The sequence below is a fragment of the Streptomyces sp. NPDC048211 genome, assembly GCF_043202315.1.
Classification (GTDB): Bacteria; Actinomycetota; Actinomycetes; order Streptomycetales; family Streptomycetaceae; genus Streptomyces.
The window spans coordinates 92,714-115,307 of the sequence record NZ_JBIDAD010000013.1 but is presented as its reverse complement, the minus strand read 5'-3'; the positions used below and the strand labels follow the sequence as shown (position 1 = coordinate 115,307).

General features: G+C 67.9%; 26 protein-coding genes. 21 read left to right on the top strand and 5 right to left on the bottom strand.

Going from position 1 to position 22,594, the window contains the following annotated elements; translation table 11 throughout:
- The first annotated feature begins 35 nt into the window (after window positions 1–35).
- Together ACGFZA_RS35280 and ACGFZA_RS35275 are read left to right on the top strand one after the other, a co-directional pair.
- Window positions 36–1,385 (top strand): AAA family ATPase, encoded by a 1,350-nt coding sequence (locus ACGFZA_RS35280; RefSeq protein WP_393684554.1) that lies wholly within the window; start codon window positions 36–38, stop codon window positions 1,383–1,385.
- Window positions 1,382–2,245, top strand: a complete 864-nt coding sequence (locus ACGFZA_RS35275) for a hypothetical protein (protein ID WP_393684552.1) — start codon at window positions 1,382–1,384, stop codon at window positions 2,243–2,245. The genes ACGFZA_RS35280 and ACGFZA_RS35275 overlap by 4 nt, the downstream gene beginning before the upstream one ends.
- Before the next feature lie 360 nt (window positions 2,246–2,605).
- Here the strand turns inward: ACGFZA_RS35275 and ACGFZA_RS35270 are convergent, their stop codons facing one another.
- Window positions 2,606–3,073 carry an NUDIX hydrolase gene (locus ACGFZA_RS35270; protein WP_393684550.1) on the bottom strand — a complete coding sequence of 156 codons (468 nt, stop codon included), beginning with the start codon at window positions 3,071–3,073 and terminating at the stop codon, window positions 2,606–2,608.
- 18 nt (window positions 3,074–3,091) lie between these two features.
- Here ACGFZA_RS35270 and ACGFZA_RS35265 point away from each other — a divergent pair, with 18 nt between their 5' ends.
- From ACGFZA_RS35265 to ACGFZA_RS35215, 11 genes are all read left to right on the top strand, one after another.
- Window positions 3,092–3,871 (top strand): GntR family transcriptional regulator, encoded by a 780-nt coding sequence (locus ACGFZA_RS35265; protein ID WP_103511814.1) that lies wholly within the window; start codon window positions 3,092–3,094, stop codon window positions 3,869–3,871.
- Window positions 3,872–4,009: 138 nt separating this feature from the next.
- Complete coding sequence (locus tag ACGFZA_RS35260) at window positions 4,010–4,366, top strand: hypothetical protein (RefSeq protein ID WP_030636120.1); 357 nt, start codon at window positions 4,010–4,012, stop codon at window positions 4,364–4,366.
- A gap of 2 nt (window positions 4,367–4,368) precedes the next feature.
- Complete coding sequence (locus ACGFZA_RS35255; protein WP_393684547.1) at window positions 4,369–5,724, top strand: FtsK/SpoIIIE domain-containing protein; 1,356 nt, start codon at window positions 4,369–4,371, stop codon at window positions 5,722–5,724.
- Window positions 5,725–5,799: 75 nt separating this feature from the next.
- The gene (locus ACGFZA_RS35250) at window positions 5,800–6,465 is read left to right on the top strand and encodes a DUF2637 domain-containing protein (protein ID WP_393684545.1); all 666 of its coding nucleotides are present in this window, start codon (window positions 5,800–5,802) and stop codon (window positions 6,463–6,465) included.
- 18 nt (window positions 6,466–6,483) lie between these two features.
- Window positions 6,484–6,675: a mobile element transfer protein gene (locus ACGFZA_RS35245; RefSeq protein WP_393684543.1), complete on the top strand. Its 192-nt coding sequence runs from the start codon at window positions 6,484–6,486 to the stop codon at window positions 6,673–6,675.
- A 12-nt stretch (window positions 6,676–6,687) separates the two neighbouring features.
- The gene (locus ACGFZA_RS35240) at window positions 6,688–6,843 is read left to right on the top strand and encodes a hypothetical protein (RefSeq protein WP_014047489.1); all 156 of its coding nucleotides are present in this window, start codon (window positions 6,688–6,690) and stop codon (window positions 6,841–6,843) included.
- A 23-nt stretch (window positions 6,844–6,866) separates the two neighbouring features.
- Entirely contained in the window at window positions 6,867–7,163 is a 297-nt protein-coding gene (locus ACGFZA_RS35235) for a SpdD-like protein (RefSeq protein ID WP_393684540.1), read from the top strand.
- Window positions 7,164–7,291: 128 nt separating this feature from the next.
- Window positions 7,292–8,665, top strand: coding sequence for a replication initiator protein RepSA (gene repSA / locus ACGFZA_RS35230; protein ID WP_393684538.1), 1,374 nt, complete (start codon window positions 7,292–7,294; stop codon window positions 8,663–8,665).
- Window positions 8,666–8,667: 2 nt separating this feature from the next.
- Window positions 8,668–8,868 carry an AlpA family transcriptional regulator gene (locus ACGFZA_RS35225; protein ID WP_030636111.1) on the top strand — a complete coding sequence of 67 codons (201 nt, stop codon included), beginning with the start codon at window positions 8,668–8,670 and terminating at the stop codon, window positions 8,866–8,868.
- Window positions 8,868–10,106 carry a tyrosine-type recombinase/integrase gene (locus ACGFZA_RS35220; RefSeq protein WP_393684535.1) on the top strand — a complete coding sequence of 413 codons (1,239 nt, stop codon included), beginning with the start codon at window positions 8,868–8,870 and terminating at the stop codon, window positions 10,104–10,106. The genes ACGFZA_RS35225 and ACGFZA_RS35220 overlap by 1 nt, the downstream gene beginning before the upstream one ends.
- A gap of 440 nt (window positions 10,107–10,546) precedes the next feature.
- Window positions 10,547–10,726 (top strand): hypothetical protein, encoded by a 180-nt coding sequence (locus ACGFZA_RS35215; protein ID WP_393684533.1) that lies wholly within the window; start codon window positions 10,547–10,549, stop codon window positions 10,724–10,726.
- 99 nt (window positions 10,727–10,825) lie between these two features.
- Here ACGFZA_RS35215 and ACGFZA_RS35210 read toward each other — a convergent pair whose 3' ends face one another.
- Entirely contained in the window at window positions 10,826–11,587 is a 762-nt protein-coding gene (locus ACGFZA_RS35210) for a phosphoglyceromutase (RefSeq protein ID WP_385289063.1), read from the bottom strand.
- Between the two features lie 194 nt (window positions 11,588–11,781).
- Between ACGFZA_RS35210 and ACGFZA_RS35205 the strand changes: the two genes are divergently transcribed.
- Complete coding sequence (locus ACGFZA_RS35205; protein ID WP_385289060.1) at window positions 11,782–13,083, top strand: MDR family MFS transporter; 1,302 nt, start codon at window positions 11,782–11,784, stop codon at window positions 13,081–13,083.
- A gap of 64 nt (window positions 13,084–13,147) precedes the next feature.
- Here the strand turns inward: ACGFZA_RS35205 and ACGFZA_RS35200 are convergent, their stop codons facing one another.
- A complete protein-coding gene (locus tag ACGFZA_RS35200; protein WP_393684531.1) occupies window positions 13,148–13,297 on the bottom strand; it encodes a hypothetical protein in 150 nt (49 codons plus the stop codon).
- A 222-nt stretch (window positions 13,298–13,519) separates the two neighbouring features.
- Window positions 13,520–14,197 carry a phosphate signaling complex protein PhoU gene (phoU, locus tag ACGFZA_RS35195; RefSeq protein WP_385289055.1) on the bottom strand — a complete coding sequence of 226 codons (678 nt, stop codon included), beginning with the start codon at window positions 14,195–14,197 and terminating at the stop codon, window positions 13,520–13,522.
- Between the two features lie 197 nt (window positions 14,198–14,394).
- Between phoU and ACGFZA_RS35190 the strand changes: the two genes are divergently transcribed.
- A complete protein-coding gene (locus tag ACGFZA_RS35190; protein ID WP_385289052.1) occupies window positions 14,395–15,669 on the top strand; it encodes a sensor histidine kinase in 1,275 nt (424 codons plus the stop codon).
- Window positions 15,666–16,346 carry a response regulator transcription factor gene (locus tag ACGFZA_RS35185; protein ID WP_024489696.1) on the top strand — a complete coding sequence of 227 codons (681 nt, stop codon included), beginning with the start codon at window positions 15,666–15,668 and terminating at the stop codon, window positions 16,344–16,346. The genes ACGFZA_RS35190 and ACGFZA_RS35185 overlap by 4 nt, the downstream gene beginning before the upstream one ends.
- 112 nt (window positions 16,347–16,458) lie before the next feature.
- Here ACGFZA_RS35185 and ACGFZA_RS35180 read toward each other — a convergent pair whose 3' ends face one another.
- Complete coding sequence (locus ACGFZA_RS35180; protein WP_393684527.1) at window positions 16,459–17,133, bottom strand: DUF461 domain-containing protein; 675 nt, start codon at window positions 17,131–17,133, stop codon at window positions 16,459–16,461.
- 622 nt (window positions 17,134–17,755) lie between these two features.
- Here ACGFZA_RS35180 and ACGFZA_RS35175 point away from each other — a divergent pair.
- The 5 genes from ACGFZA_RS35175 (at window position 17,756) to ACGFZA_RS35155 (ending at window position 22,451) form a co-directional block, all read left to right on the top strand.
- Window positions 17,756–18,238 carry a CarD family transcriptional regulator gene (locus tag ACGFZA_RS35175; RefSeq protein WP_006380568.1) on the top strand — a complete coding sequence of 161 codons (483 nt, stop codon included), beginning with the start codon at window positions 17,756–17,758 and terminating at the stop codon, window positions 18,236–18,238.
- A gap of 564 nt (window positions 18,239–18,802) precedes the next feature.
- On the top strand, window positions 18,803–19,549 hold the full coding sequence (gene ispD / locus ACGFZA_RS35170) for a 2-C-methyl-D-erythritol 4-phosphate cytidylyltransferase (RefSeq protein ID WP_385283603.1): 747 nt from the start codon (window positions 18,803–18,805) through the stop codon (window positions 19,547–19,549).
- Window positions 19,539–20,057 (top strand): 2-C-methyl-D-erythritol 2,4-cyclodiphosphate synthase, encoded by a 519-nt coding sequence (gene ispF / locus ACGFZA_RS35165; protein WP_385283600.1) that lies wholly within the window; start codon window positions 19,539–19,541, stop codon window positions 20,055–20,057. Before ispD ends, ispF begins: the two co-directional genes overlap by 11 nt.
- A 217-nt stretch (window positions 20,058–20,274) precedes the next feature.
- Window positions 20,275–20,904: a GNAT family N-acetyltransferase gene (locus ACGFZA_RS35160; RefSeq protein WP_393684524.1), complete on the top strand. Its 630-nt coding sequence runs from the start codon at window positions 20,275–20,277 to the stop codon at window positions 20,902–20,904.
- 26 nt (window positions 20,905–20,930) lie between these two features.
- Window positions 20,931–22,451, top strand: coding sequence for an ABC transporter substrate-binding protein (locus tag ACGFZA_RS35155; protein WP_393684522.1), 1,521 nt, complete (start codon window positions 20,931–20,933; stop codon window positions 22,449–22,451).
- Window positions 22,452–22,594: the final 143 nt, after the last annotated feature.

Sequence of the window (22,594 nt, the reverse complement as noted above, 5' to 3'; positions counted from 1 at the left end):
ATCGAATCCTCTGCGTCTTAACCGAAGGGAATTTCATGAAACTCATTAGAGCTGAAGTTGAAGGATTGCTGGGCCGCTTCAAACACACTGTAAAGTTTGCCCCGGATCAAGAATTTGTCATTCTTTACGGCCCCAACGGAATCGGTAAGACGAGGCTTTTGGAGTTGATTAATGCAACTTTCAACGGTCGACTACTGGAAATCATGCAGACTCCTTTCGACTCGCTAACCCTGACTTTTGAGGATCGCTCAAGCCTCACCTTGGCCAGAGAAGGGCAACGAGCTCTTTTTGATAGCGATATTGAAAATTCCGTTCAAGATCTCTCGGTGACTCTTTCACCGGCATCGGGGAGCCAAGTAAAGTGGAGCATGGGCAAGGTTCGGTCATCGGGTGCCCCGATCTCAAGGGCCCTAAGGCTTATCGAGTCGGATGTACCAGTCAATCGGATCGCAATCAACGAATGGCACGATATCGCACACGGCGACGTTTTGTCGCGAGACCAACTCTTGGACCGGTATGGCAGTCTCCTCCCGCCTGAAGTTCGCCCCTACCAATTGCCCGACGAAATCCAGTCCTTCCTAGAGAATCTCGAGTCTCACCTAATCGAGACGCAGCGATTGCTTCGAGAGCCTCCTCGAACTAAAACAACCCGCGGAGTAGACAAGGCATCCAAGGCAACTGTCGAGGCATTCTCTCAAAACTTTTCCCAACAGATGAGTGACGTGCTGGCGCAAAATTCGAGAACATCGCAGGAACGGGACAGAACCTTCCCGAGAAAATTGCTGTCCTCCGGCGAAGCCCCTACCGAAGCCACGGAAGACGCAATTCGGGCTCGGTATGCTCAGCAAAGCGAATTGCGTGCAAGGCTGGCAGAAATTGCCCTATTGGAACAATCATCCACAGATCTTCCACTACCAAATCGGGAGCTAAAAGACTGGGAACGGCTAGTCCTATGGACCTACCTCGACGACTCCGAGGACAAGTTGGCCAATCTTTTGAACTTCTTGGAGCGGGCAGAACTGTTTATGAAGATCATGAACTCGCGCCTAGAGTACAAAAAGTTGAAGCTCAGCCGGGAGGGCTTCGAAGTTCGCAGCGACTTCGGTCAAAGCATCCCTGTATCTAGCCTTTCGTCTGGAGAACAGCACGAACTCGTCCTTACCTATGAATTGCTTTTCAATGTAAATCGCGGAGCCTTGGTTCTGATTGATGAGCCAGAAATCTCGCTCCATGTTGCCTGGCAACAAGAGTTCATGAATGACCTTGCCAACATTTCCAAAACAGCCTCACTTCGCTTTATTGTGGCAACCCACTCTCCTCAAATCATTCATAAGTGGTGGTCGAGAGCTGAGCAACTGAGTGCTTCTACGGAGGAGTCGAAGTGAGAGAACTCCTAACCGCAGATGACCTATTTTCGCATTTGCTGATCCTGCGGGGAGTAAGTAATAAGAAATTCATCTTTGTTGAAGGAGATAATGACTGCGGATTGATCGATCCGCACATTAATCCAGACGTCTGCGAGACGCTTCCAAGCGGCGGGAAAACCGTAGCATTGGGCGCGGCCGAAATTGCCGAGGAGCAGGGGATACCTGGAATCGGCGTGACACTTGACCTGGACTGGGCGGATTTACTCTACCCCCGTATCATCAAGCCCCATGTATTTTACACAGACTCATATGACATAGATTCAACGGCATACGCTGTAACACAAAATGTCGTCGGCCTCGTCATAAACAATTCCAAACGGGACAGGCTACGCAACCTGATACCGAAGGATTCGGCTCAAATTCTGATCCAGACAGCAGAAAAGGTTGCGTTGACTGTCGGCGTCCTCCGATTCCTCTCTGAACGTTCGAGATGGGAACTGCATTTGCGAGAATTCCCCACCCATCTAGTGATCACAGAAAATATTGAAGTGGATCTCGAGAAAGTTACCGAAGTAGCCCTACAGAGGTCCCCCAACGCCACCATCTCTCAAGAGAACCTACTACTAGAGTTGCGAAAGCACATCCCATCCGTATCCGACCCTTTCAGGTACTGCTCTGGCCACGACCTTCTATCTGCCACAGCGGCAATGCTTCGAAAGGTTGGCGGGCAAGCAAGTTCGAAATCGGTGGGAAGCGCCTTGCGGGCTGCTTTCGGTTGTCACAATGTGACGCAATCCAGTCTGTTCAGTGCGATTAACGCTTGGGGGGCCGCACAAGGGGGCGCGGTCCTTAATTGTGTGCAGGTGGAGACAGCATAAAGGTCGGCGGAGCGGGTTTGGCCGGTGTCCTGCCCGGTTTGGGGTCGAGCATGATCAGGGGGCCGTACGCTGGCCGGCAACTCGGGCAGGCTGTGATCCTGCCCGGAATTTGAACGAGTGGCCCCCTGGTCTTGCTCGACGCGGGACCCGAACCGGGGAGGTGGCTAAAGCCGTGGAGCCGACCGCCCCAGCCACAACGGGGTTCCCCACCCCGTGACGGCCGTTTCTCTCGGGCTGGTGTCGCGCTCGGTGCGCCGCCGCCCGGCCGGGGGCAGCCGGGGCGGAGACAGAGGCAGCCCCCGGCCGGGGGCTGCGGCGCGCGCCGCGCTTGCGCGGCGCCTTGATGAAGTAGAGAAAGTTCTATCGCGCTGGCGTCAGGCGCTTGCCGTCATGGCTCCGCACGTGTGGCCCGTTCCCGTCGAGAGCATCCAGCAGCCGGACCGCGTAGACCTCGGCCATCCACTCGGTGACCTCGTCCGGCGTGAGCCAGCCGACCGCGGTCGATTCGCTGGACGTCCGCTCGCTTCCGCCGGCGGGCTTGCATCGGAAGACCAGAGCCACGATGCCGCGCGTGGTGTTCTTGTAGACCCCAGTGAGCTCGTCCACTTCGACGTGGATGCCCGTCTCCTCCAGGACCTCGCGCTGTACGCCCGCCTCCGGGGCCTCGTCGAGTTCGAGTACGCCGCCGGGGAGCTCCCAAGTGCCGTTGTCAGCGCGGCGGATTGCCAGGAGTCGTCCGTCCTCACGCACGACCACTCCGGCTACGGACACGGAGTGGAGCGGCGTTGACGTGCCTTCCTGCGCACTGTTACTCATGTACAGGAGCATAGGAGGAAGAGAAGGACTATGGAAACAGCAGTAGGAGGTGGGAAGTCCGTACCTCGGTACGTGCAGATCGCCGAGGAGATCGTTCAGCAGATCCGCGCCGGAATCCTCAAGCCCGGTGACATGGTGCCCAGTGAATCGGAGCTCGTCGAGCGCTACGGCGTCTCGGGCGGCACCATTCGCAAGGCCATGGTGGAGGTCCGCGCGAGTGACCTCGTGGAGACCCGCCAGGGCAAGGGGTCCATGGTGAAGGCTCGGCCCCCGGTACGGCACCGGTCCTCGGACCGCTTCAAGCGCTCCCACCGACAGGGCGGCAAGGCCGCGTACCTCGCCGAGTCGGAGCAGTCCGGCGCCAAGGCTGGCGTCAGCGTTCTATACATCGGTCCGACGGATGCACCGAACGACATCGCGGAGCGGCTCGGCGTCCCCGCCGGCACTCAGGTGCTCGCCCGGCGTCGCCTCTACTTCCGCAACGAGACTCCTGTGGAGACGGCCACGTCGTACCTCCCGTGGGACGTCGCGAAGGACATCCCCGAGCTGTTCGCGAAGAACCCCGGCGGTGGTGGCATCTACGCCCGCCTCGAAGACCATGGGCACGAGTTCGCGGAGTTCGTCGAGACGCTGCAAGCCCGGCTGGCGACCAAGGCTGAGGCCTCCGAACTGGCCCTGAGTCCTGGCGCTTCGGTGGTTCACCTGATCCGCGAGGCACGAACGACGGAGGATCGCGTCGTAGAGGTGTGCGACACGCTCATGGCCGCTGACCAGTTCGTTTTCAGCTACCGGATCCCCGCCTCCGACTGACGCGCGCTCAACTCGACGCAGCCCGCCGCGACTTCTTCGTCTCGGCGGGTTGACTCATGTATAGGAGTGGTGCACTCTTCTTATGTTACTCATGTACATGAGTGGCTGAGTCGAGCACATCTATAGGAGTGATCTTCTGTGCGTACGATCCCCGTCGACACCTCCGCCGCGTCCGTGATGGTCGCCAAGCCCCCGCAGATCAAGGTCAAGGACCGCCGGACCGGCGAGATCGCCGTGGACGTCGAAAGCGGCGCGAAGCTCATGACCGTGGACGTGATGTTCGCGGCCAACGAGGAGGTGGAGATCCTCTCGGTCACCGTCCCCGAGCCGGGCATCTCCGGTGAGCTGATGATGGGCACGCCCGTCGCCGTCACCGGACTGATCGCCCGGCCGTGGGAGAACGAGTTCAACGGGCAGAAGCGACACGGCATCGCCTTTCGTGCGGTGGCGGTCACCTCGCTCGTCGCCGCTGCCGAGAAGCCCAAGGCGGCCTGATCATGACCGGGTCCCTGGTCACGCTGCTGCTGGTCGTCGTCACCGCACTGATCCTGCGGTGGCGGCGTCCCGCCTGGTACTGGATGACCTTCGGAGTCACCCTTGCCGCGCTGCGGGTAGCGGTCCGATACGCCTCGGTCATGGACGCCTGCGGGCTCACCGTTCCGCCCGCGCGTTGGCGTCTCTCCCTCGCCCGGATGACAAACCGCCCCGTTCCTGAGTCGAGGGCCCCGCGCATTCTTCGGCTCCGGCCTACTCGTACCGGGCTGGTCCTGCGGATCAAGCTCCGTCCCGGTCAGGATGCCTTCGATGTTGCCTCGGCCACCGACCGCCTCCGGCACTCCTTCGGGATGTACGGAGTCACCTCCCGCGAACTTCGCTCGGGAATCGTGGAGTTACGGATGACGGGATACGACGTCCTCCGGCGGGTGCAGATGCCCGCCGAAACCGGCCCCGCACCAATGCGTATCCCCGTCGCACTGGGCGAGGACGGATCCGTCCACTACCGCGACTACCGGGCTGTGCCCCACGGGCTGACGCTCGGTGCGACCGAGTCGGGGAAGTCCGTCTACCAACGCAACCTGGTCGCCGGCCTCGCGGCGCACGACGTCGCGCTCGTCGGGATCGACTGCAAACAGGGCGTTGAGCTCTTTCCGCTCGCCCGGCGCTTCTCCGCCCTCGCCGACAACCCGGACACCGCCCTCGAACTCCTCGAAGCGCTCGTGCAGCACATGGAGGACGTCTACCAACTCATCCGCTCCGCTCAGCGCATCACCGTCGACGTTCCGGATGCCGACATAGCTGCCGACATCTGGGACCTGCCGGCCGACATACGCCCGACTCCGGTCGTGGTCCTGGTCGACGAGGTTGCCGAGCTGGCGCTGTTCGCCACCAAGGACGAGGAGAAGCGCCGCGACAGGATCGTCACTGCTCTGGTCCGCCTCGCCCAGCTCGGCCGTGCCGCGGGGATCTACCTGGAGATCTGTGGCCAGCGCTTCGGATCCGAACTCGGCAAGGGCATCACGATGCTCCGCGCCCAACTCACCGGTCGGACCGCCCACCGCGTCAACGACGAGTCCAGCGCCAACATGGCCTTCGGAGACATTGCTCCGGACGCCGTTCTTGCCGCGATCCAGATTCCCACCGACGTCCCCGGCATCGCGGTCTCGGGTGACTCGACTGGTGGATGGACCCGCATCCGGGCACCACACACCTCACTGCGCCAAGCCGTGAACATCTGCAACCGGCACGCCGACCGCACTCCGGATGTGCCCGCCCTCGCGGCCTTCCGGCCTGCCATCGCACCCCTGGCCTCGGCCACCGCGCCGCTCACCAAAGCCGCGCCCACCACCGCCTGACCTTCCGCTCACCGGTCGGCGTGACCATTCCCGCGCCAAGTCCCTACCCGTCCCATGCCGAAAAGGAGAAGTCCGATGGTCCGTCCCTCCATGCGCGTGGACGCCGTACTGATCCAAGCCGTGATCGCTGGCGCGCTCTCCTTCGCCCACCTCCACGACCTCGCCGCCGCCGCGGGCCAGGACGGCTGGAAGGCATGGGCCTACCCGATCAGCGTTGATCTGCTCCTGGTCGCTGCCTGGCGGCGGCTACGAAAGGACGGCCCGTCCCGGCTCGCCTGGAGCTGGTTCCTGATCGCGCTCGTCGCTTCGCTCGGTGCCAACGTCGCCACCGCCGGATTTCTCGATCTCGCGCACCCTCCGGCCTGGTTGCGCTTCGGCATCGCTGGATGGCCCGCGCTTGCCTTCCTCGGCGGGACGCTCCTCGCCCACACAGAGACCCCGGTCGAGGAGCGCACGCCCGTTCCGGCGGTGCCTACGGCTGATTCCTCAGCGCCGGAGCTCGTCACCGAGGAACAGACCGCGGAGCTGGAACCAGCGCCGATTCCTGCCGCCGAGGAGTCTCCGGTCCTGCCTCCCGCCGGCGCGTCTCCGCCCGTGCCGGCTGCGCTCGTCGACCACGCCCGGAAGGTCGCCGACGACCACCGCGCGCGTACCGGTTCACCGATCGACACCGACACGCTCCGCGCCCGCCTCGGAGTTCCGCCCCAACTTGCCGTCGCGATCGCCGTTCAGCTCGCCTGACCCGAGAGGAGATCCACCATGCCCGCCCGCGACCACTTCCACTCCGTGATGCGGATCGGACCGGTGCAGATCGGTGCCCACCGCGACCGGCACGGCCGCACCCAGCACGCCGCCGTGTGCACCGCCGATCGCTGCGGCTGGTCGTCCGACTTCAGCAGCCGGTCCGCCGCCCAGCTCGCCGCCCGAACCCACCGCTGCAAGGTCCGCTGAAGGAGACCCGCCATGGACGTACCGCTCTGGCTCGCCCTGATCGCCGTCGGCTGGCTCGGCGTGAAGCTGATCCGCCCGCCCTGGTGGCTCGTGCTCGTACTGCTGCTCGGCGGCTACCTCCTCGCCGACAGCCTCCTGACCCCCGTGATCGACACCGCCGTCAAGTAGCCCCGACCGAAGGGAGAACCGCCATGCTCCGCCCGAGGATCCCCACCAACCCGTTGCCGACCGGAATCGTCACGGGCACCGCCCGGAACGACGTTCCCGCCATGCCCCACCAGACCCCGGCCCCTACGGCTCCCGCACGTCCCACGGTTCAGCTCACGCCCGGTGCCGTCGTCGCCGTCATCGGTGGCGGCACGGCCGTGGTGCTGGTCGTCGGCGCGGTCCTGGTCTCCATGCTCCTCGCGGTCGCCGTCACCGCCGCGTCGCTCGCCATCAGCGCCCTGGTCATCCGCTCGCTCGTGGCGTCGCAGAACCACCGCTGACCGGCTTCCGGGCGGCCTCGATACCGCCAAGCATCCGCCGCCCGGAAGCCGTGCTCCTGCCCGAACCACAGATCCGGAAGGAAGCACCATCATGACTGACCGCACCGCCCGCCGCCGGGGGAGTGCACATGCCTGAATCGCAGCTCGACCGGCTCACCCTCGGCGACCTGCTGAGGGTGGCCTCCGCCCCCGAGTTCCACCGCTGGGAGGACCAGATCCGCCGCACCGGTGGCTGCTCCGACCCGATCCACCTGACCGGTTGGACCCTCACCAAGGACAAGACCACCGGCGAGACCCTTCACCACTACTCGACCGAGACCGAGCCCGGCGGACGTCTCCGCCTCGCCTGCGGCAACCGCCGCGCTTCCCGCTGCCCCTCTTGCGCCTGGACGTACGCCGGAGACACCTACCACCTGATCCGCGTGGGCCTGGCCGGAGACGACCGCCGCGATATCCCCGCCAGCGTGCGGGATCACCCCCGGGTCTTCGCCACCCTTACCGCCCCGTCCTTCGGCCCGGTCCATAACCGTCCCGAACGTGGCGCTTGCCGTTGCGGTAGCCGGCACTCGGCAGACGCACCCGAGCTCGGTACCGCCCTGGACCCCGAGACGTACGACTACGCCGGATCGGTCCTGTTCAACAACCACGCCGGTGACCTCTGGATGCGGTTCACCACTCGCCTCCGACGGGAGATTGCCGCCCGCGCCGGACTCACGCAGGTGGAGCTGAAGGAATCGGTTCGGCTCTCGTACGGCAAGGTTGCCGAGTTCCAGAAGCGCGGCGCGATTCACTTCCACGCCGTGATGCGGATCGACGGGCCGGACGGGCCCGGCACCCCGCCTCCGTCCTGGGCCACCGTCGACCTGCTTACCGACTCAATACGCGCAGCCGCTCGACACAACTACACCTCGGTGTCCGCTCCCGCCGCCGATGATCAGCCCGCTCGTACCTTCCGCTGGGGCACACAACTCGACGTCCGCCCGGTCGTTGCCTTCGGCGACGGCTCCGATGTCACCGAGCAGGCTGTGGCGTCCTACGTCGCGAAGTACGCCACCAAAGCGGCGGAGAACACCGGCACTCTGGACCGCCGCATTGGTGAACTCTCCGAGCTCGATCGCCACGGTGTTCCCGACCACGCCCGCCGTCTCATCGCTGCATGTCACCTCCTCGATCCGCTCTACCCCGAACGTCGGCTGCGCGCCTGGGCGCACATGCTCGGGTTCCGCGGGCACTTCTCCTCGAAGTCTCGCCGCTACTCGACCACCCTCGGTGAGCTCCGCCAGGCCCGCGCCGACTTCCGCGCTGCTCAGGAACGGCAGTCCCTCGGCCTGGAGGACCGCGTCCCGGACACCGTGCTCGTCCTGGCCGACTGGCAGTACGCCGGCCACGGTCACTCGCCCGGCGAATCCGTCCTCGCCGCGACCATCGCCCGTGGTCTCCAGCTCAACCGCGAAACCGCCCGTGAAGCCATGGCGGAGCTGGTCGACGAGGGGGAGTGGTGACCATGGCGCTTCCTCTGCCGAGTCGCTATCTGACGCCGGACGACCTGGTCGAGATGTTCGAGCTGCCCAGCGTCGAGACGGTCTACCAGTGGCGCCGGAAGCGGACCGGACCCCGCGGCTTCCGTGTCGGCCGGCACCTCCGCTTCGACCCCGACGACGTACGGGCTTGGGTCGACTCCCGCCGGAGCGAGGCGGCTGCCTGATGGCCGGACACATTCAGGACCGCTGGTTCGTGACCGTGACCGGTCCTGACGGTAAGCCCCGCAAGGTGAAGTCGGATCGCTACGGAGTGGGGTCCCGCTACCGCGCGCGCTACGTCGGGCCGGACGGCACGGAGAAGTCGAAGAGCTTTCCGGACCGACAGAAGCGGCTCGCTGATCAGTGGCTGGCCCATACCGAAGCGGACATGGCGCGGGGACAGTACATCGATCCCCGCGCGGCCCGGACCACCTTCCAGCAGTACGCGGAGGACTGGGTGTCCACCCAAGGGGCGGACCCCAACACCCAAGCCTCGATGGAGTCGCAGCTCCGGCTGCACGCGTTCCCGTACCTCGGCACGCGTCCGCTCGGTTCGTTCCAGCCGGCGCACATCCGCGATTGGGTGCAGCAACTCCAGGCGAACGGTGTGCGTGGCTCGTACGCCCGGACGATCTACTCCAACGTGAGGGCGGCTCTCAGCGCGGCCGTGGACGACGGGCACCTTCCTCGGAACCCTTGCGCTGCCCGCTCGGTGCGGCCGCCGACCGTGGACACGAAGCGCGTGACGCCTTGGACGACGGAACGGCTTTTCGCTGTGCGTGCGGGCATGCCGGAGCGGTATCAAGCGATGGTCGACCTGGGCGGCGGCTGCGGCCTCCGGCAAGGCGAGATACTGGGCGTCGCGGTGGACGCGATCGACTTCCGCTCGGACACGCTGCACGTCGTCCAGCAGCTCAAGCTGAGCCGCAGCAAACCTGTCTTCGCTCCACCCAAGGGCGGCAAGCTGCGGGACGTACCGCTCCCCGGCCCTGTCGCCGACGCACTGCGGGCACACATGAAACAGTTCCCACCGGCCGAGATCACGTTGCCGTGGAAGGTCGCGGGCGGACCGCTGGTGACCAAGCGGCTCATCTTCATGGGTCCACGCGGTGGTCATGTCTGGCGCACCTCCCTGAACGAGGAAGCGTGGAAACCAGCACTTGCCTCGGCCGGAGTCATCCCGGCCCCGGCGGCCGGCGCTGCGCACGCCGAGTCACGCGAGAACGGCATGCACGCGATGCGGCACTTCTACGCGTCCGTGCTGCTGGACGCTGGGGAGAACATCAAGGCGCTCGCCGAGTATCTCGGGCACTCGGACCCCGGCCTGACGCTGCGGGTATACGCGCACCTGATGCCGTCGAGCCAGGCGCGCACGCGCAAGGCAATCGAGCACGCATACGAAAGATCAGAGCCTAGAAACTGAGCTCTGAAGTCCAGTGAAGCTCACTAAATGAGCACGCGGCTTGAATCTATGCTTGGTAACTCGCCGTCCATCCATGGATGGTTTAGTTCCATCCATGGATGGAAGCTTGACGTTTATCGAAAAGGAAGCTTGGGAGGCGGTGAACCGCTCGAAAATCCTCCCTGAACAGGGATGTTGCTCTCCCTGGGGAGGGTTGTTCGAGCTGTCCAAGCTGTACAACAAGGCGTTCATCCAGTGAAATGAATCAGCGTCGACGTGCAGCAAACCAGCGACTCTTCTACTGTCGCGGTAACAGTCCGCTTCTAGCTGCACGTTTGTCTGTGAAGCCGAGCTGTGCGAAAGTCTCAACACATGCGAATGCCGCCCGTGCATGGGCGGCATTCGTTTCCATTTCCGCACTCGGAATCCCTAGCCAGAAACCGACCACAGATGGAGGCCTCATGGTCCCACGCACAGGTGTCACCGTCGACATCTGTCCTCGTGACTTGCCGCTCGCGCTCATCGGCACTGCTGGCGGCGCACTCGCCCTCTGGGCTGACGCCCCCGCAGAGATCGCTGTCCCCGTGGCACTGCTGATCGTCCTCGACATCCGCATCCGCCGCTGGAGCCGACGCGTCTGACGGCCCGTTGAGCACGTGACGGCCCACAGACGGCCCAGCCCACCAAAAAGCCCCCCACCACGCGGTAAACCCGCAGGTGGGGGGCTTCGTCAGCCCTGCTTACTTCTTCTTGCCCTGGTTCTTCACTGCCTCGATGGCGGCCTTCGCCGCGTCCGGGTCGAGGTAGGTGCCGCCCGGCTTCAACGGGCGGAAGTTCTCGTCCAGTTCGTACGCGAGCGGGATGCCCGTCGGGATGTTCAGGCCCGCGATGTCGGCGTCGGAGACGCCGTCGAGGTGCTTGACCAGGGCCCGGAGGCTGTTGCCGTGGGCGGCGATGAGGACGGTCTTTCCGGCAAGGAGGTCCGGGACGATGCCGTCGTACCAGTACGGCAGCATGCGGTCGACGACGTCCTTCAGGCACTCCGTGCGCGGGCGCAGCTCCGGCGGGATCGTCGCGTAGCGCGGGTCGTCGCTCTGGGAGAACTCGGTGCCGTCCTCCAGGGCGGGCGGCGGGGTGTCGTACGAGCGGCGCCAGAGCATGAACTGCTCCTCGCCGAACTCGGCGAGCGTCTGCGCCTTGTCCTTGCCCTGCAGGGCGCCGTAGTGGCGCTCGTTCAGCCGCCAGGAGCGGTGGACGGGGATCCAGTGGCGGTCCGCGGACTCCAGCGCGAGCTGGGCGGTGCGGATCGCGCGCTTCTGGAGCGAGGTGTGCAGCACATCGGGGAGCAGGCCGGCGTCCTTGAGCAGCTCACCGCCGCGGACCGCCTCCTTCTCGCCCTTCTCGGTGAGGTTGACGTCCACCCATCCGGTGAACAGGTTCTTCGCGTTCCATTCGCTCTCGCCGTGGCGGAGGAGGATCAGCTTGTACGGTGCGTCGGCCATGGGTCCGAGCGTAATCGAACCCGTACGGGCCGCGCGCGCCCGGCCACAGGGCGGACAGGTGGGGAGGGGGCGGTGCCATTTGACGGCTGCCGTCAAATGAGTGGCAGGGCGGAATCCCGGATTTGTAATGTTCGGACGGCTGGCGGGCCTCTTACTGCCGGTCTCCGATCCGTACGTCCCCGGGGGGAACCCACATGCCTGTCGCCGGTCTCAGACGGGCCGCCCGTGAAACGGTCTCCGGTCTCCCCAGGGAGTTCTGGTGGCTGTGGACCAGCACCCTGGTCAACCGCCTCGGGGCGTTCGTCGCCACCTTCATGGCCCTGTACCTGACGCTGGACCGGGGCTACTCCGCCTCGTACGCCGGACTGGTCGCCGCCCTGCACGGGCTCGGAGGGGTCGTCTCCTCGCTCGGGGCGGGGGTGATGACGGACCGTTTCGGCCGACGGCCCACGATGCTCGTCGCGCAGCTCTCCACCGCCGTGTCGGTGGCGGTGCTCGGCTTCATGGTCCATCCGGTGGCGATCGCCGCCGTCGCCTTCGTCGTCGGCATGGCCAGCAACGCCTCCCGGCCCGCGGTCCAGGCGATGATCGCCGACATCGTCCCCGCCGAGGACCGGGTACGGGCGTTCTCGCTCAACTACTGGGCGATCAACCTCGGGTTCGCGGTCTCGTCCGCCGGGGCCGGGTTCATCGCCGAGTACAGCTATCTCGCGGGCTTCGTGGGCGAGGCGGTGATGACCCTGTTCTGCGCGGTCGTCGTCTTCATGAAGGTGCCGGAGTCCCGGCCGGAGAGGGCCGTGTCCGCGGTGCCGGACGCCGCCGCGGCCGACGACGTACGGCTCGGCACCGTGCTGCGCGACGGGCGGTTCATGGGCGTGGTGGGCCTGTCGTTCGTGATCGCCCTGATCTTCCAGCAGGGGTACGTGGGGCTGCCGGTGGCCATGGGGGCGGACGGGTTCAGCAGCTCCGACTTCGGTACGGCGGTCGCCGTCAACGGCGTCCTCATCGTGGTGCTCCAGATCCCGGTCACCCGGTTCATCCAGAGCCGCGACCCGCGCCGGCTGCTCATCGTGTCGTCGCTGCTCGCCGGATACGGCTTCGGGCTGACGGCCTTCGCCGGATCGGTCGCGGTCTACGCGCTGACCATCTGCGTCTGGACCGTCGCCGAGATCGTCAACGCGCCCGTGCAGAACGGTCTGGTCGTCCAGCTCTCACCGGCCCACGGCCGGGGCCGCTACCAGGGCATGTACACCCTGTCCTGGTCGGCGGCGGCGCTCGTCGCCCCCCTGATGTCCGGTGTGGTGATCGACCACTTCGGGGCCGGCTGGCTGTGGGGGACGTGCGCGGTCCTGGGCACGGCGGCGGCGTTCGGGTACTGGCTCCTCATGCGGAGCCTGCCGCAGCACGGCGCCGTGACGGTCCCCGCCACCGTGGTGGAGAGCGGACCGGCCCGCGTCGCGGACGGCCCCGGGCCCGTCGTGGAGCGGACGGGCTGACCGGGGGCGAGGGCGCCCCGCGCGGACCGTTCCGCGTGGGGCGCCCTCTGCCGTGGCGCGCCCGTCAGCCGGAGCAGCCGCCGCACTGGCACGGCGCCCCGGACTGGCAGCCGCACCCGCAGCCCGATCCGCATCCGCAGGCGCCGACGACGCCGCGGTGCGCCAGGTCGGCGAGTGTCTCCTGCTGGGGTTCGGTCGTGGGGGAATCGGCCATGGTTCCTCCTCAAGGTGTACGACAGGGCCGTACGCCCGCGCGGGGCCCACGGCCGGGGCGTACGGACAAGTCGTGCCGCCCCACCCCATTGCATGCCCAGCCCGGCGGGCGCATCAACGGCGCACACGCGCAGGAACGCATGTGCGCATCCCCGTCGCGTCCCGTGCGGCCCCTGGGGCCTGTTGTCCGGATCATGCCGGGCTCGCGGGGTCCGGGAAGGCCCTAAGCGCCGTCCACCGGGGTCGGCTGCTGGAGCTCGTCCGCGTGCTCGCCCGTCACCAGGTAGACGACGCGCTTGGCCACCGAGACGGCGTGGTCCGCGAACCGCTCGTAGTAGCGGCCGAGCAGCGTCACGTCGACGGCCGTCTCGATGCCGTGCTTCCAGCGGTCGTCCATCAGGTGCTGGAACAGCGTGCGGTGCAGCAGGTCCATCTCGTCGTCGTCCTGCTCCAGCTGGAGGGCCAGATCGACGTCCTTGGTGATGATCACCTCGGCCGCCTTGGCCATCAGGCGCTGGGCGAGCTGCCCCATCTCCAGGATGGTGGCGTGCAGGTCGTGCGGGACCGCCGACTGCGGGAAGCGCAGCCGGGCCAGCTTGGCCACGTGCTGGGCGAGGTCGCCCGAGCGCTCCAGGTCCGCGCTCATCCGCAGCGAGGTGACCACGATCCGCAGATCGGTCGCCACCGGCTGCTGGCGGGCCAGCAGCGCGATGGCCCTGGCCTCCAGGTCGTGCTGGAGGTCGTCAACCTTCTGGTCCGCGGCGATCACGGTCTCCGCGAGCTTGAGATCGGCGTCGAGCATGGAGGTCGTCGCCCGGCCGATCGCCGATCCGACGAGCCGGGCCATCTCGACCAGTCCCTCGCCGATCGAGTCGAGTTCCTCGTGGTACGCGTCACGCATGGATGTCCCTCTCCAGTCCTGAACCGAGTCCGGGGCCGTCCCTGAACCCCACGCTGCCACCGTGACGGGCGTACGCGTCGGGTTCCGACCTGCCAAGTGAACCAACGCTTGCCCCTCGGTGAACTCTGGGCGACGAGTGTTCGGATAGGCACTCGGACGGCTGGGAGAGTGCAGGCGGGGCCGCATAACCTGGAGGCATGGACGTGAACGCGGCGGTCGCCGCAGCTGCAGCGATCGCCGGGGTGTGTACCGGTGTGATCGCCATGCTGGCGTTCCGCTGGAGCGAGCGCGACCAGAAGAAACCCACGCGCACGTCTCTGCGGCCCGACAGCGGCGCCCCCCTGCCTCCCGGGGTCGACACGGTCCTGTCCGTGCTCAGCTCCTCCGCGGTCGTGCTCGACGAGAGCGACAGCGTCGTCAAGGCCAGCTCCGCCGCGTACGCGCTGGGACTGGTCAGGGGAGGGCGCCTGGCCGTCGAGCCGATGCTGAACATGGCCAGGGACACCCGCCGTGACGGGGAGATACGCCAGGTCGAACTGGACCTTCCCCGGCGCGGTACGGGCCGGGGCGAGGCCCTCGCGGTCTCCGCCCGGGTCGCCCCGCTCGGCTCCCGGCTGGTTCTGCTGCTGGTCGAGGACCTCACGGAGGCCCGCCGCATCGAGGCGGTCCGGCGTGACTTCGTCGCCAACGTCAGCCATGAACTCAAGACCCCGACCGGTGCGCTGTCCCTGCTCTCGGAGGCCGTGATGGACGCCTCCGACGATCCGGAGGCGGTGGAGCGGTTCGCCGGCCGGATGCAGATCGAGGCGACCCGTCTCACCAACCTCGTGCAGGAGCTCATCGACCTCTCCCGGGTGCAGAACGACGACCCGCTGGAGGACGCCGAGCCGGTCCGCGTCGACGAACTGGTCGCCGAGGCCATCGACCGCTGCCGGCAGCAGGCCGGCTCCAAGCAGATCACCATGGCCGCGGGCGGTACCGCCGAGCTCCGCATATGGGGCAACCGCGGCCAGCTTGCCGCGGCACTCGGCAATCTCGTCGAGAACGCCGTCAACTACAGCCCTGCCCGTACCCGCGTCGGCATCGCCGTGCGCCGGGTGGTCGTACCCGGCGGGGACGAGATCGAGATCGCCGTGACCGACCAGGGCTTCGGCATCTCGGAGAAGGACCGGGAACGGGTCTTCGAACGCTTCTACCGCGTCGACCCGGCCCGCTCGCGCGCCACCGGTGGCACCGGCCTCGGCCTCGCCATCGTCAAGCACGTGGCCGCCTCGCACGGCGGGGAGGTCACCGTCTGGAGCTCGGAGGGACAGGGCTCCACCTTCACCCTGCGGCTGCCCGAAGCGGGCTCCGTACGGGACCGGGACCGCTCATCGGGCGGCCCGCTCATCGTCAACGGCGACGAGGCGTCCTGCCCGGACGCCGCACCCGACACTTTTGATTCGTTCCCTGCCCCGGAGGCTCTTCCGTGACCCGAGTGCTTGTCGTCGAGGATGAGGAATCCTTCAGCGACGTCCTGTCCTACATGCTCCGCAAGGAAGGCTTCGAGGTCGCCATCGCGGCCACCGGACCCGACGGCCTGGACGAGTTCGAGCGCAACGGCGCCGACCTCGTGCTCCTCGACCTGATGCTGCCCGGCCTGCCCGGCACGGAGGTCTGCCGGCAGCTGCGCAGCAAGTCCAACGTCCCGGTGATCATGGTCACCGCCAAGGACAGCGAGATCGACAAGGTCGTCGGCCTGGAAATAGGAGCCGACGACTACGTGACCAAGCCCTTCTCCTCGCGCGAGCTCGTCGCCCGCATCCGCGCGGTGCTGCGCCGCCGCGGGGAGCCGGAGGAGGTCAGCCCGGCCGCCCTGGAGGCGGGCCCGGTGCGGATGGACGTGGACCGTCACGTCGTGACGGTCTCCGGCGGCAAGGTCGACCTGCCGCTGAAGGAGTTCGACCTGCTGGAGATGCTGCTGCGCAACGCCGGCCGGGTGCTGACCCGGATGCAGCTGATCGACCGGGTCTGGGGCGCGGACTACGTGGGCGACACCAAGACGCTCGACGTCCACGTGAAGCGGCTGCGCGCCAAGATCGAGCCGGACCCGGGCGCCCCGCGGTTCCTCGTGACGGTGCGGGGTCTCGGGTACAAGTTCGAGCCGTAAACCGGCCCGCCGCCCCGGTCCGGGGCGATACGGCAGCAGGTGTGGCTGAGGGCGCCTCCCGGACTCGGGAGGCGCCCTCAGCCACACCTGCTGCCGTGCTGCGTGCCTGCGGTCAGCCCGGCTGCTGCGAGTCGGACGCCGCGTCGCTCGGGGTGGTGGTGTCGCCCTCCGAGGCCGGAGCGGACGGGGTGCCGGACGCGCCGGGGGTCTCGGACGCGGAACCGGACGGCGTCGCCTCCGGCGACTCCTCCTGCGGCTTCGGGAGCTTCGGCAGCGAGCTGGGGCCGAAGCCCTTGAAGTAGCTGTCGGAGGGCACGACGGACGCGCCCAGCGCGATGTCGCCGGTCCGGCTGAGCTTGAAGACCAGCGACTGCACGTTGCCGTTCTGCGTGGCCTCGTTGCCGTTCTCGATCACGGCGGAGGCGTTGCCCGCGCCGCCGAGGATCACCTGGCCGCCGGCCGGTACGACGACCGGTCCCGCGCCCTTGGCGGCGTGCAGCTGCACGGAGCCGCCGCTGCCCGTCAGGGTGATGGCGTCGAGGGTCTCCGCCGTGGAGCCGTTGTTGAACAGCGTGGCGGTGACCACGGCCGGGCCGTTGGCGCCGCGCACCGGCTGGGTGACGACGTTCGCGTTCTGGATCTTGATGTCGCCGGACGACGTGGCGGCGTTGTCAGGCCTGACTTCGAGCGTCTGCGCGTTCTTGCCGGCTCCGCATGCGGAGAGCGCGGCGATCGAGAACGCGATGGCAGTGGCGGCGAGGACGCCGTGTCGAAGGCTGCGGCTCACGGCGGCGGCAACTCCTTGAACGAGCGGACGTACGGACGGGGTCGGGCGGCGTGGTGTAAAGCCGTCCTAAGGGTGTGTCAGCGGCCAGGTTACCGAGCCGCCGTCCCCGCCCCTCACCCGACCCGCCCCTGGCGGCCCCGGGGATCGCGGGCCGTCGTGCGCGAGATGTTTCGTGTCCGGTTCACATAACACGCTTGATCAATTCCGCCGTGCGTTCGCCCTGCGTTCCCCCCTGCGCTTCGCGCCGCTGTTCAAGCGGCCGTGGCGCATTCATTGCACATAATCCTCATGGTGCCCGGCGTTGATCAATTTCATTGGCCACCGGCACTTACCGCCGTACGGGTGATCGATCTCCGAACGGAGTACGGAATGTTCATCATCCGGAACCCGGCAAAACGGGACGTCTCGTCACTTCCGAGCGGCTTCCGGCGGGTGTAACGTCCGCGTTTCTCCTCGCCCGCGCAGCCGCTCCGACCTGCGAATACCGTCCTCCGGAAGCCTTCCGCAGCACGTCCCTGTTGTAGTTGTCAAGCCCCGAGATATGCCCTGACCTGCGAAAACGCCATTCAGGAGAAGCTGTTCTCGTGTTACTCTTGATAGCCACGGAAGGGGTACCTGTCACATGACGTTCAAGGTTGGCGACACCGTGGTCTATCCCCATCACGGGGCCGCGCTGATCGAGGCTATCGAAACTCGCCAGATCAAAGGCGTGGACAAGACCTACTTGGTGCTCAAGGTCGCTCAGGGCGACTTGACGGTGCGTGTGCCGGCGGACAATGCGGAGTTCGTAGGCGTGCGTGACGTGGTCGGGCAGGAAGGGCTGGACCGGGTCTTCGAGGTGCTGCGCGCACCGTATGCCGAGGAGCCGACGAACTGGTCCCGACGCTACAAGGCAAATCTCGAGAAGCTCGCATCCGGTGATGTCATCAAGGTCGCGGAAGTCGTCCGTGACCTGTGGCGTCGCGAGCGTGAGCGCGGACTCTCCGCAGGTGAGAAGCGCATGCTCGCCAAGGCGCGCCAGATCCTGGTGAGTGAGCTCGCTCTCGCGGAGAACACGAACGAGGACAAGGCCGAGGCTCTCCTCGACGAGGTCCTCGCGTCCTGAACCGGATCGCACCGGTCCTCAATAATGTGCCGCGGTGCCCGCTGACCAGCCGTTCACACGGTGTGTCGTCGGGCGCTGCGGCATGTCCGGCTTCCGTCGGTCCGGCAGTGACCTGCGCGCCGACGGCCTGCGCGGCCGTGACGCACACGGCTGACGGCTGTCCGGCCGGTGCGGATCCGGCTGAGACATGCCCGGTGACATGTCCGGGGGTGAGCCGGTCCGCTGCTGCGCATCCCGTCGGGGAGTGCGCGAGGGCCGCACGCCGGTACGCGGAATCCGGACACGGCCCCGGTTCGCGGACGCCGAGGGGCTGCGCGGCCCGCCGAACCCGGATGTTCTCCCCGATGCGCCGATGCGTTGGCCTCATCGACGATCCCCCGGTACTTTGCTCGCGATCTTGTGAAGTCGACGTGTGAGGCCGATCCCGAGCGGCCGGGGCGGTCCCGTCTCGCCCGGGGTCACGGAAAGGGTCCCGGTCGAGTCATGGCGTAGCGCCCGGCTCGCTTGTGGCCATACCCACGTCCGCCGTGGAGACAAACATGCCGATGCTTCGGAGTGCAACCGATGTCTGATCAATCGCGTCCTTACCGCACCGCCGCCGTGATTCCCGCGGCCGGCCGCGGCGTACGGCTCGGCCCGGGCGCCCCCAAGGCGCTCCGTGCGCTGGGCGGGACGCCCATGCTCATCCACGCCGTACGGGCCATGGCGGCCTCCCGCCATGTCTCCCTGGTCGTGGTCGTCGCGCCGCCCGACGGCGCGCCCGGGGTGCGGAACCTGCTCGACGAGCACGCCCTGCCCGAGCGCACCGACTTCCTCGTCGTGCCCGGCGGCGAGACCCGGCAGCAGTCGGTGAAGCTCGGGCTCGACGCGCTGCCCGCCGATGTCCACGCCGTCCTCGTCCACGACGCGGCCCGCCCGCTCGTGCCCGTCGACACGGTGGACGCGGTGATCGAGGCCGTACGGGACGGGGCGCCCGCGGTCGTCCCCGCTCTGCCGCTCGCCGACACCGTCAAGGAGGTCGAGCCCGGGGCGCCGGGGGAGCCCGAACCGGTTCTCTCCACCCCGGTACGGGCCCGGCTGCGCGCGGTGCAGACCCCGCAGGGCTTCGACCGCGACACGCTGGTGCGCGCCCACGAGGAGGTCGCCGTCAGCGGCGAGGGTGCGACGGACGACGCGGGCATGGTCGAGCAGCTCGGGGCACCCGTCGTGGTCGTACCCGGGCACGAAGAGGCGTTCAAGGTGACCCGGCCGCTGGACCTCGTCCTGGCCGAGGCGGTTCTCGCACGCAGGAGGGCGAACGATGGCTTCTGAGGTATCCGAGGGTCCCGGGCGCGGCGCGCCCGTGATCCCGCTCGTCGGGATCGGCACCGACATCCACGCCTTCGAGGAGGGCCGTGAGCTGTGGTGCGCGGGCCTGCTGTGGGAGGGCGAGGGGCCCGGACTCGCCGGTCACTCCGACGCCGACGTCGTGGCGCACGCCGCGTGCAACGCGCTCTTCTCGGCCGCCGGTCTCGGCGACCTCGGGCAGCACTTCGGCACGGGGCGCCCCGAGTGGTCCGGTGCCGCGGGCGTCACGCTGCTGACCGAGGCGGCCAGGATCGTCCGGTCCGAGGGCTTCGAGATCGGCAACGTGGCCGTCCAGGTCGTCGGCGTACGCCCGAAGATCGGCAAGCGGCGCGACGAGGCGCAGAAGGTCCTCTCCGCCGCCGTGGGCGCACCCGTCTCGCTCTCCGCCGCCACCTCCGACGGGCTCGGCTTCACCGGCCGGGGTGAGGGCATCGCGGGCATCGCGACGGCCCTGGTCTACCGCACCGGCTGAGCCGCCCGGAGCCGGAGCGCACGGTCCGACCCTCGTCCGGCCGGACCCGGACGGTCGGCGTTGCCGACCGGTTCCTCCGTCGTCCCGGACGCGATGGGGGACACCGCTCCGGGGGTCTGACCTGGCGGTCTCCGGGGCCCGCGACCTTGTTGCACATCACTTGCACGTACGCTGATACGGCAATGACGTGGCGGACAAGGGACGGTGAAGCTCCGGGATGAGCACGACGACGATCGCTCCGGTACGGGCCGATGCCGACGGGTACGTCCTGCGCACCGCCGGGACCGCGGACATCGGCGGGGCGCGGGCCGTGATGCTGGACACCGTCTACCGCGACCTGCGCTCCGGCTACGTACCGCGCTGGCACGCCGACATCATCGACCCCGAGGCCGCCTATCTGCGCCCCGCCCGCTGCACCCTGCTGGTGGCCGAGCGGGACGGCGAGATCGTCGCGACGGGCGCCGTGCGGGACCGGGGGCCCCAGGCCCCGCCCAACCCGCAGTGGGTCGCGGACCGCTTCCCGTCCGGCACCACCGCCCAGCTCTGCCGGATCTACGTCGCACCCGGGCACCGCAGGCGCGGGCTCGCACGCCGGATGGTGCGCGAACTCCGTGACTTCGTGGCGCGGGCCGGTGGCTACGAGGCGGTCTATCTGCACACCGACCCCGCCGTCCCGGGTGCCGAGCCGTTCTGGCGGTCGCTGGCGCACGAGGTCTGCGACGAGCGCGCGCTGCCGGGCGGCGGCCAGGGCATCGTCCACTTCGCACTGCCGATGGTGCCGACGGGGTCCGGTCCGCGCGAAGGCGCCGCCGCCGTCCCTCAGCGCGTGACCCCCATTTCTAAATGACAATCATTTCCATATAAGGTCGTTCCATGTCCACGCCCCGACGCCGTCGCTCCGTGCTGCCGCTGGCCCTGTCCGCGACCGCCCTCCTCGTCCCGCTCGCCACCGCCTGCTCCGGCAGCGCGGCCGACGACGCCGCGGACGGCGGGCGACGCCTCCGGGTCGTCATGGCCTTCCCGCCCGCCCAGGCGATGTCCCCCTACGGCGACGACGCCGTCACGCTCAGCCGTCTCGCGGTCATCGAGGGCCTCACCACCCTCGACCGCCAGGGCGCGGCCGGGCCCGCACTCGCCACCTCCTGGAAGCGCGACAGCGCGAAGGAATGGACCTTCACCCTGCGCAAGGCGTCCTTCCAGGACGGCACGAAGGTCGACGCGGCCGCCGTCGTACGGTCCCTGACCGCCGCGGAGCAGGCCTCGCCGAAGCCCCGCGTCCTGTCCGACACCGGCCTCACCGCCACCGCCCAAGGCACCGGCACCGTACGGATCGTCACCGACGAGGCCGACCCCCTGCTGCCCCAGCGCCTCGCCAACCCCTCGCTCACGATCCTGTCCGCCGCCGCCTACACCGGCGGCAAGGTGAACCCGGCCGGCCACGCCACCGGCCCCTTCACCCTCGCCGCCGTCAAGGGCGCCGTCAGCGCCACCCTGGAACGCAACGACAGCTACTGGGGCACCGCGGCCAAGGCCCCCGGCGCCGACGTCACCTTCGTCGCCGACGGCACCGCCCGCGCCAACGCCCTGCGCACCGGAGCCGTCGACGTCGCCGAGTACATACCCGTCTCCCAGACCTCCCTCCTCGGCGACGGGCTCGTCCACGAGTTCCCCTCCGCCCGCACCAACGGCCTCTCCCTGAACACCCGGCGCGGCGTCTTCGCCGACCCGGCGATGCGCGCCGCGGCCCGCGAGGCCATCGACTCCAAGGCCCTCGTCAAGGCCGTCTACGAAGGCCACGCCGACACCGCGCAGGGCCTCCTCGGCCCCGGCGTGCCCTGGGCCGCCGCCGCCCGCACCGCCCCCGTGGACCGGGCCGAGGCCGCGACCGGGGCGCAGGTCGCACGGACGAAGGAGATCGTCCTCGCCACCTACACCAACCGGCCCGAACTCCCCGAGGCCGCCACCGTCGTCCAACAGCAGCTCAGCAGGCGCGGCTTCACCGTCAAGCAGGTCGTCCGCGACTACGCCCAGCTGGAGGCCGACGCACTCGCCGGGAAGTACGACGCCTTCATCCAGGCCCGCAACACCCTCCTGGACACCGCCGACCCGGTCTCCTACCTCGCGTCCGACTTCACCTGCGACGGCACCTTCAACATCTCCCAGCTCTGCGACAAGCGCGTCGACGCCGAGGTGAGCAAGGCCGCCACCACCGCCGGGACCGACCCCCGCCACACCGCGGCCGCAGCCGCCGAGGCGGACGTCCTCGGCACCGACGCCCTCGTACCGCTCCTCCACGAACGCTTCGTCCAGGGCTACGACGACAGCCGCGTCCGGGGCGTCTCCCTCGACCCGATGGAACGCACCCTCATCACCGCAGACACCCACGTCGGGTGACCGGGTGAAGCCAGCGCCACGCCCGGCGACGCCCACCCCGTCACCGCCCCCGCCCGCCGCACCGGACACAAGCTTGAGGACGTCCGCCACGAGGACCCCCCTCCGGCACGCCGAGAGCCCGGGGAAGCGCCGCACGCCGCTCC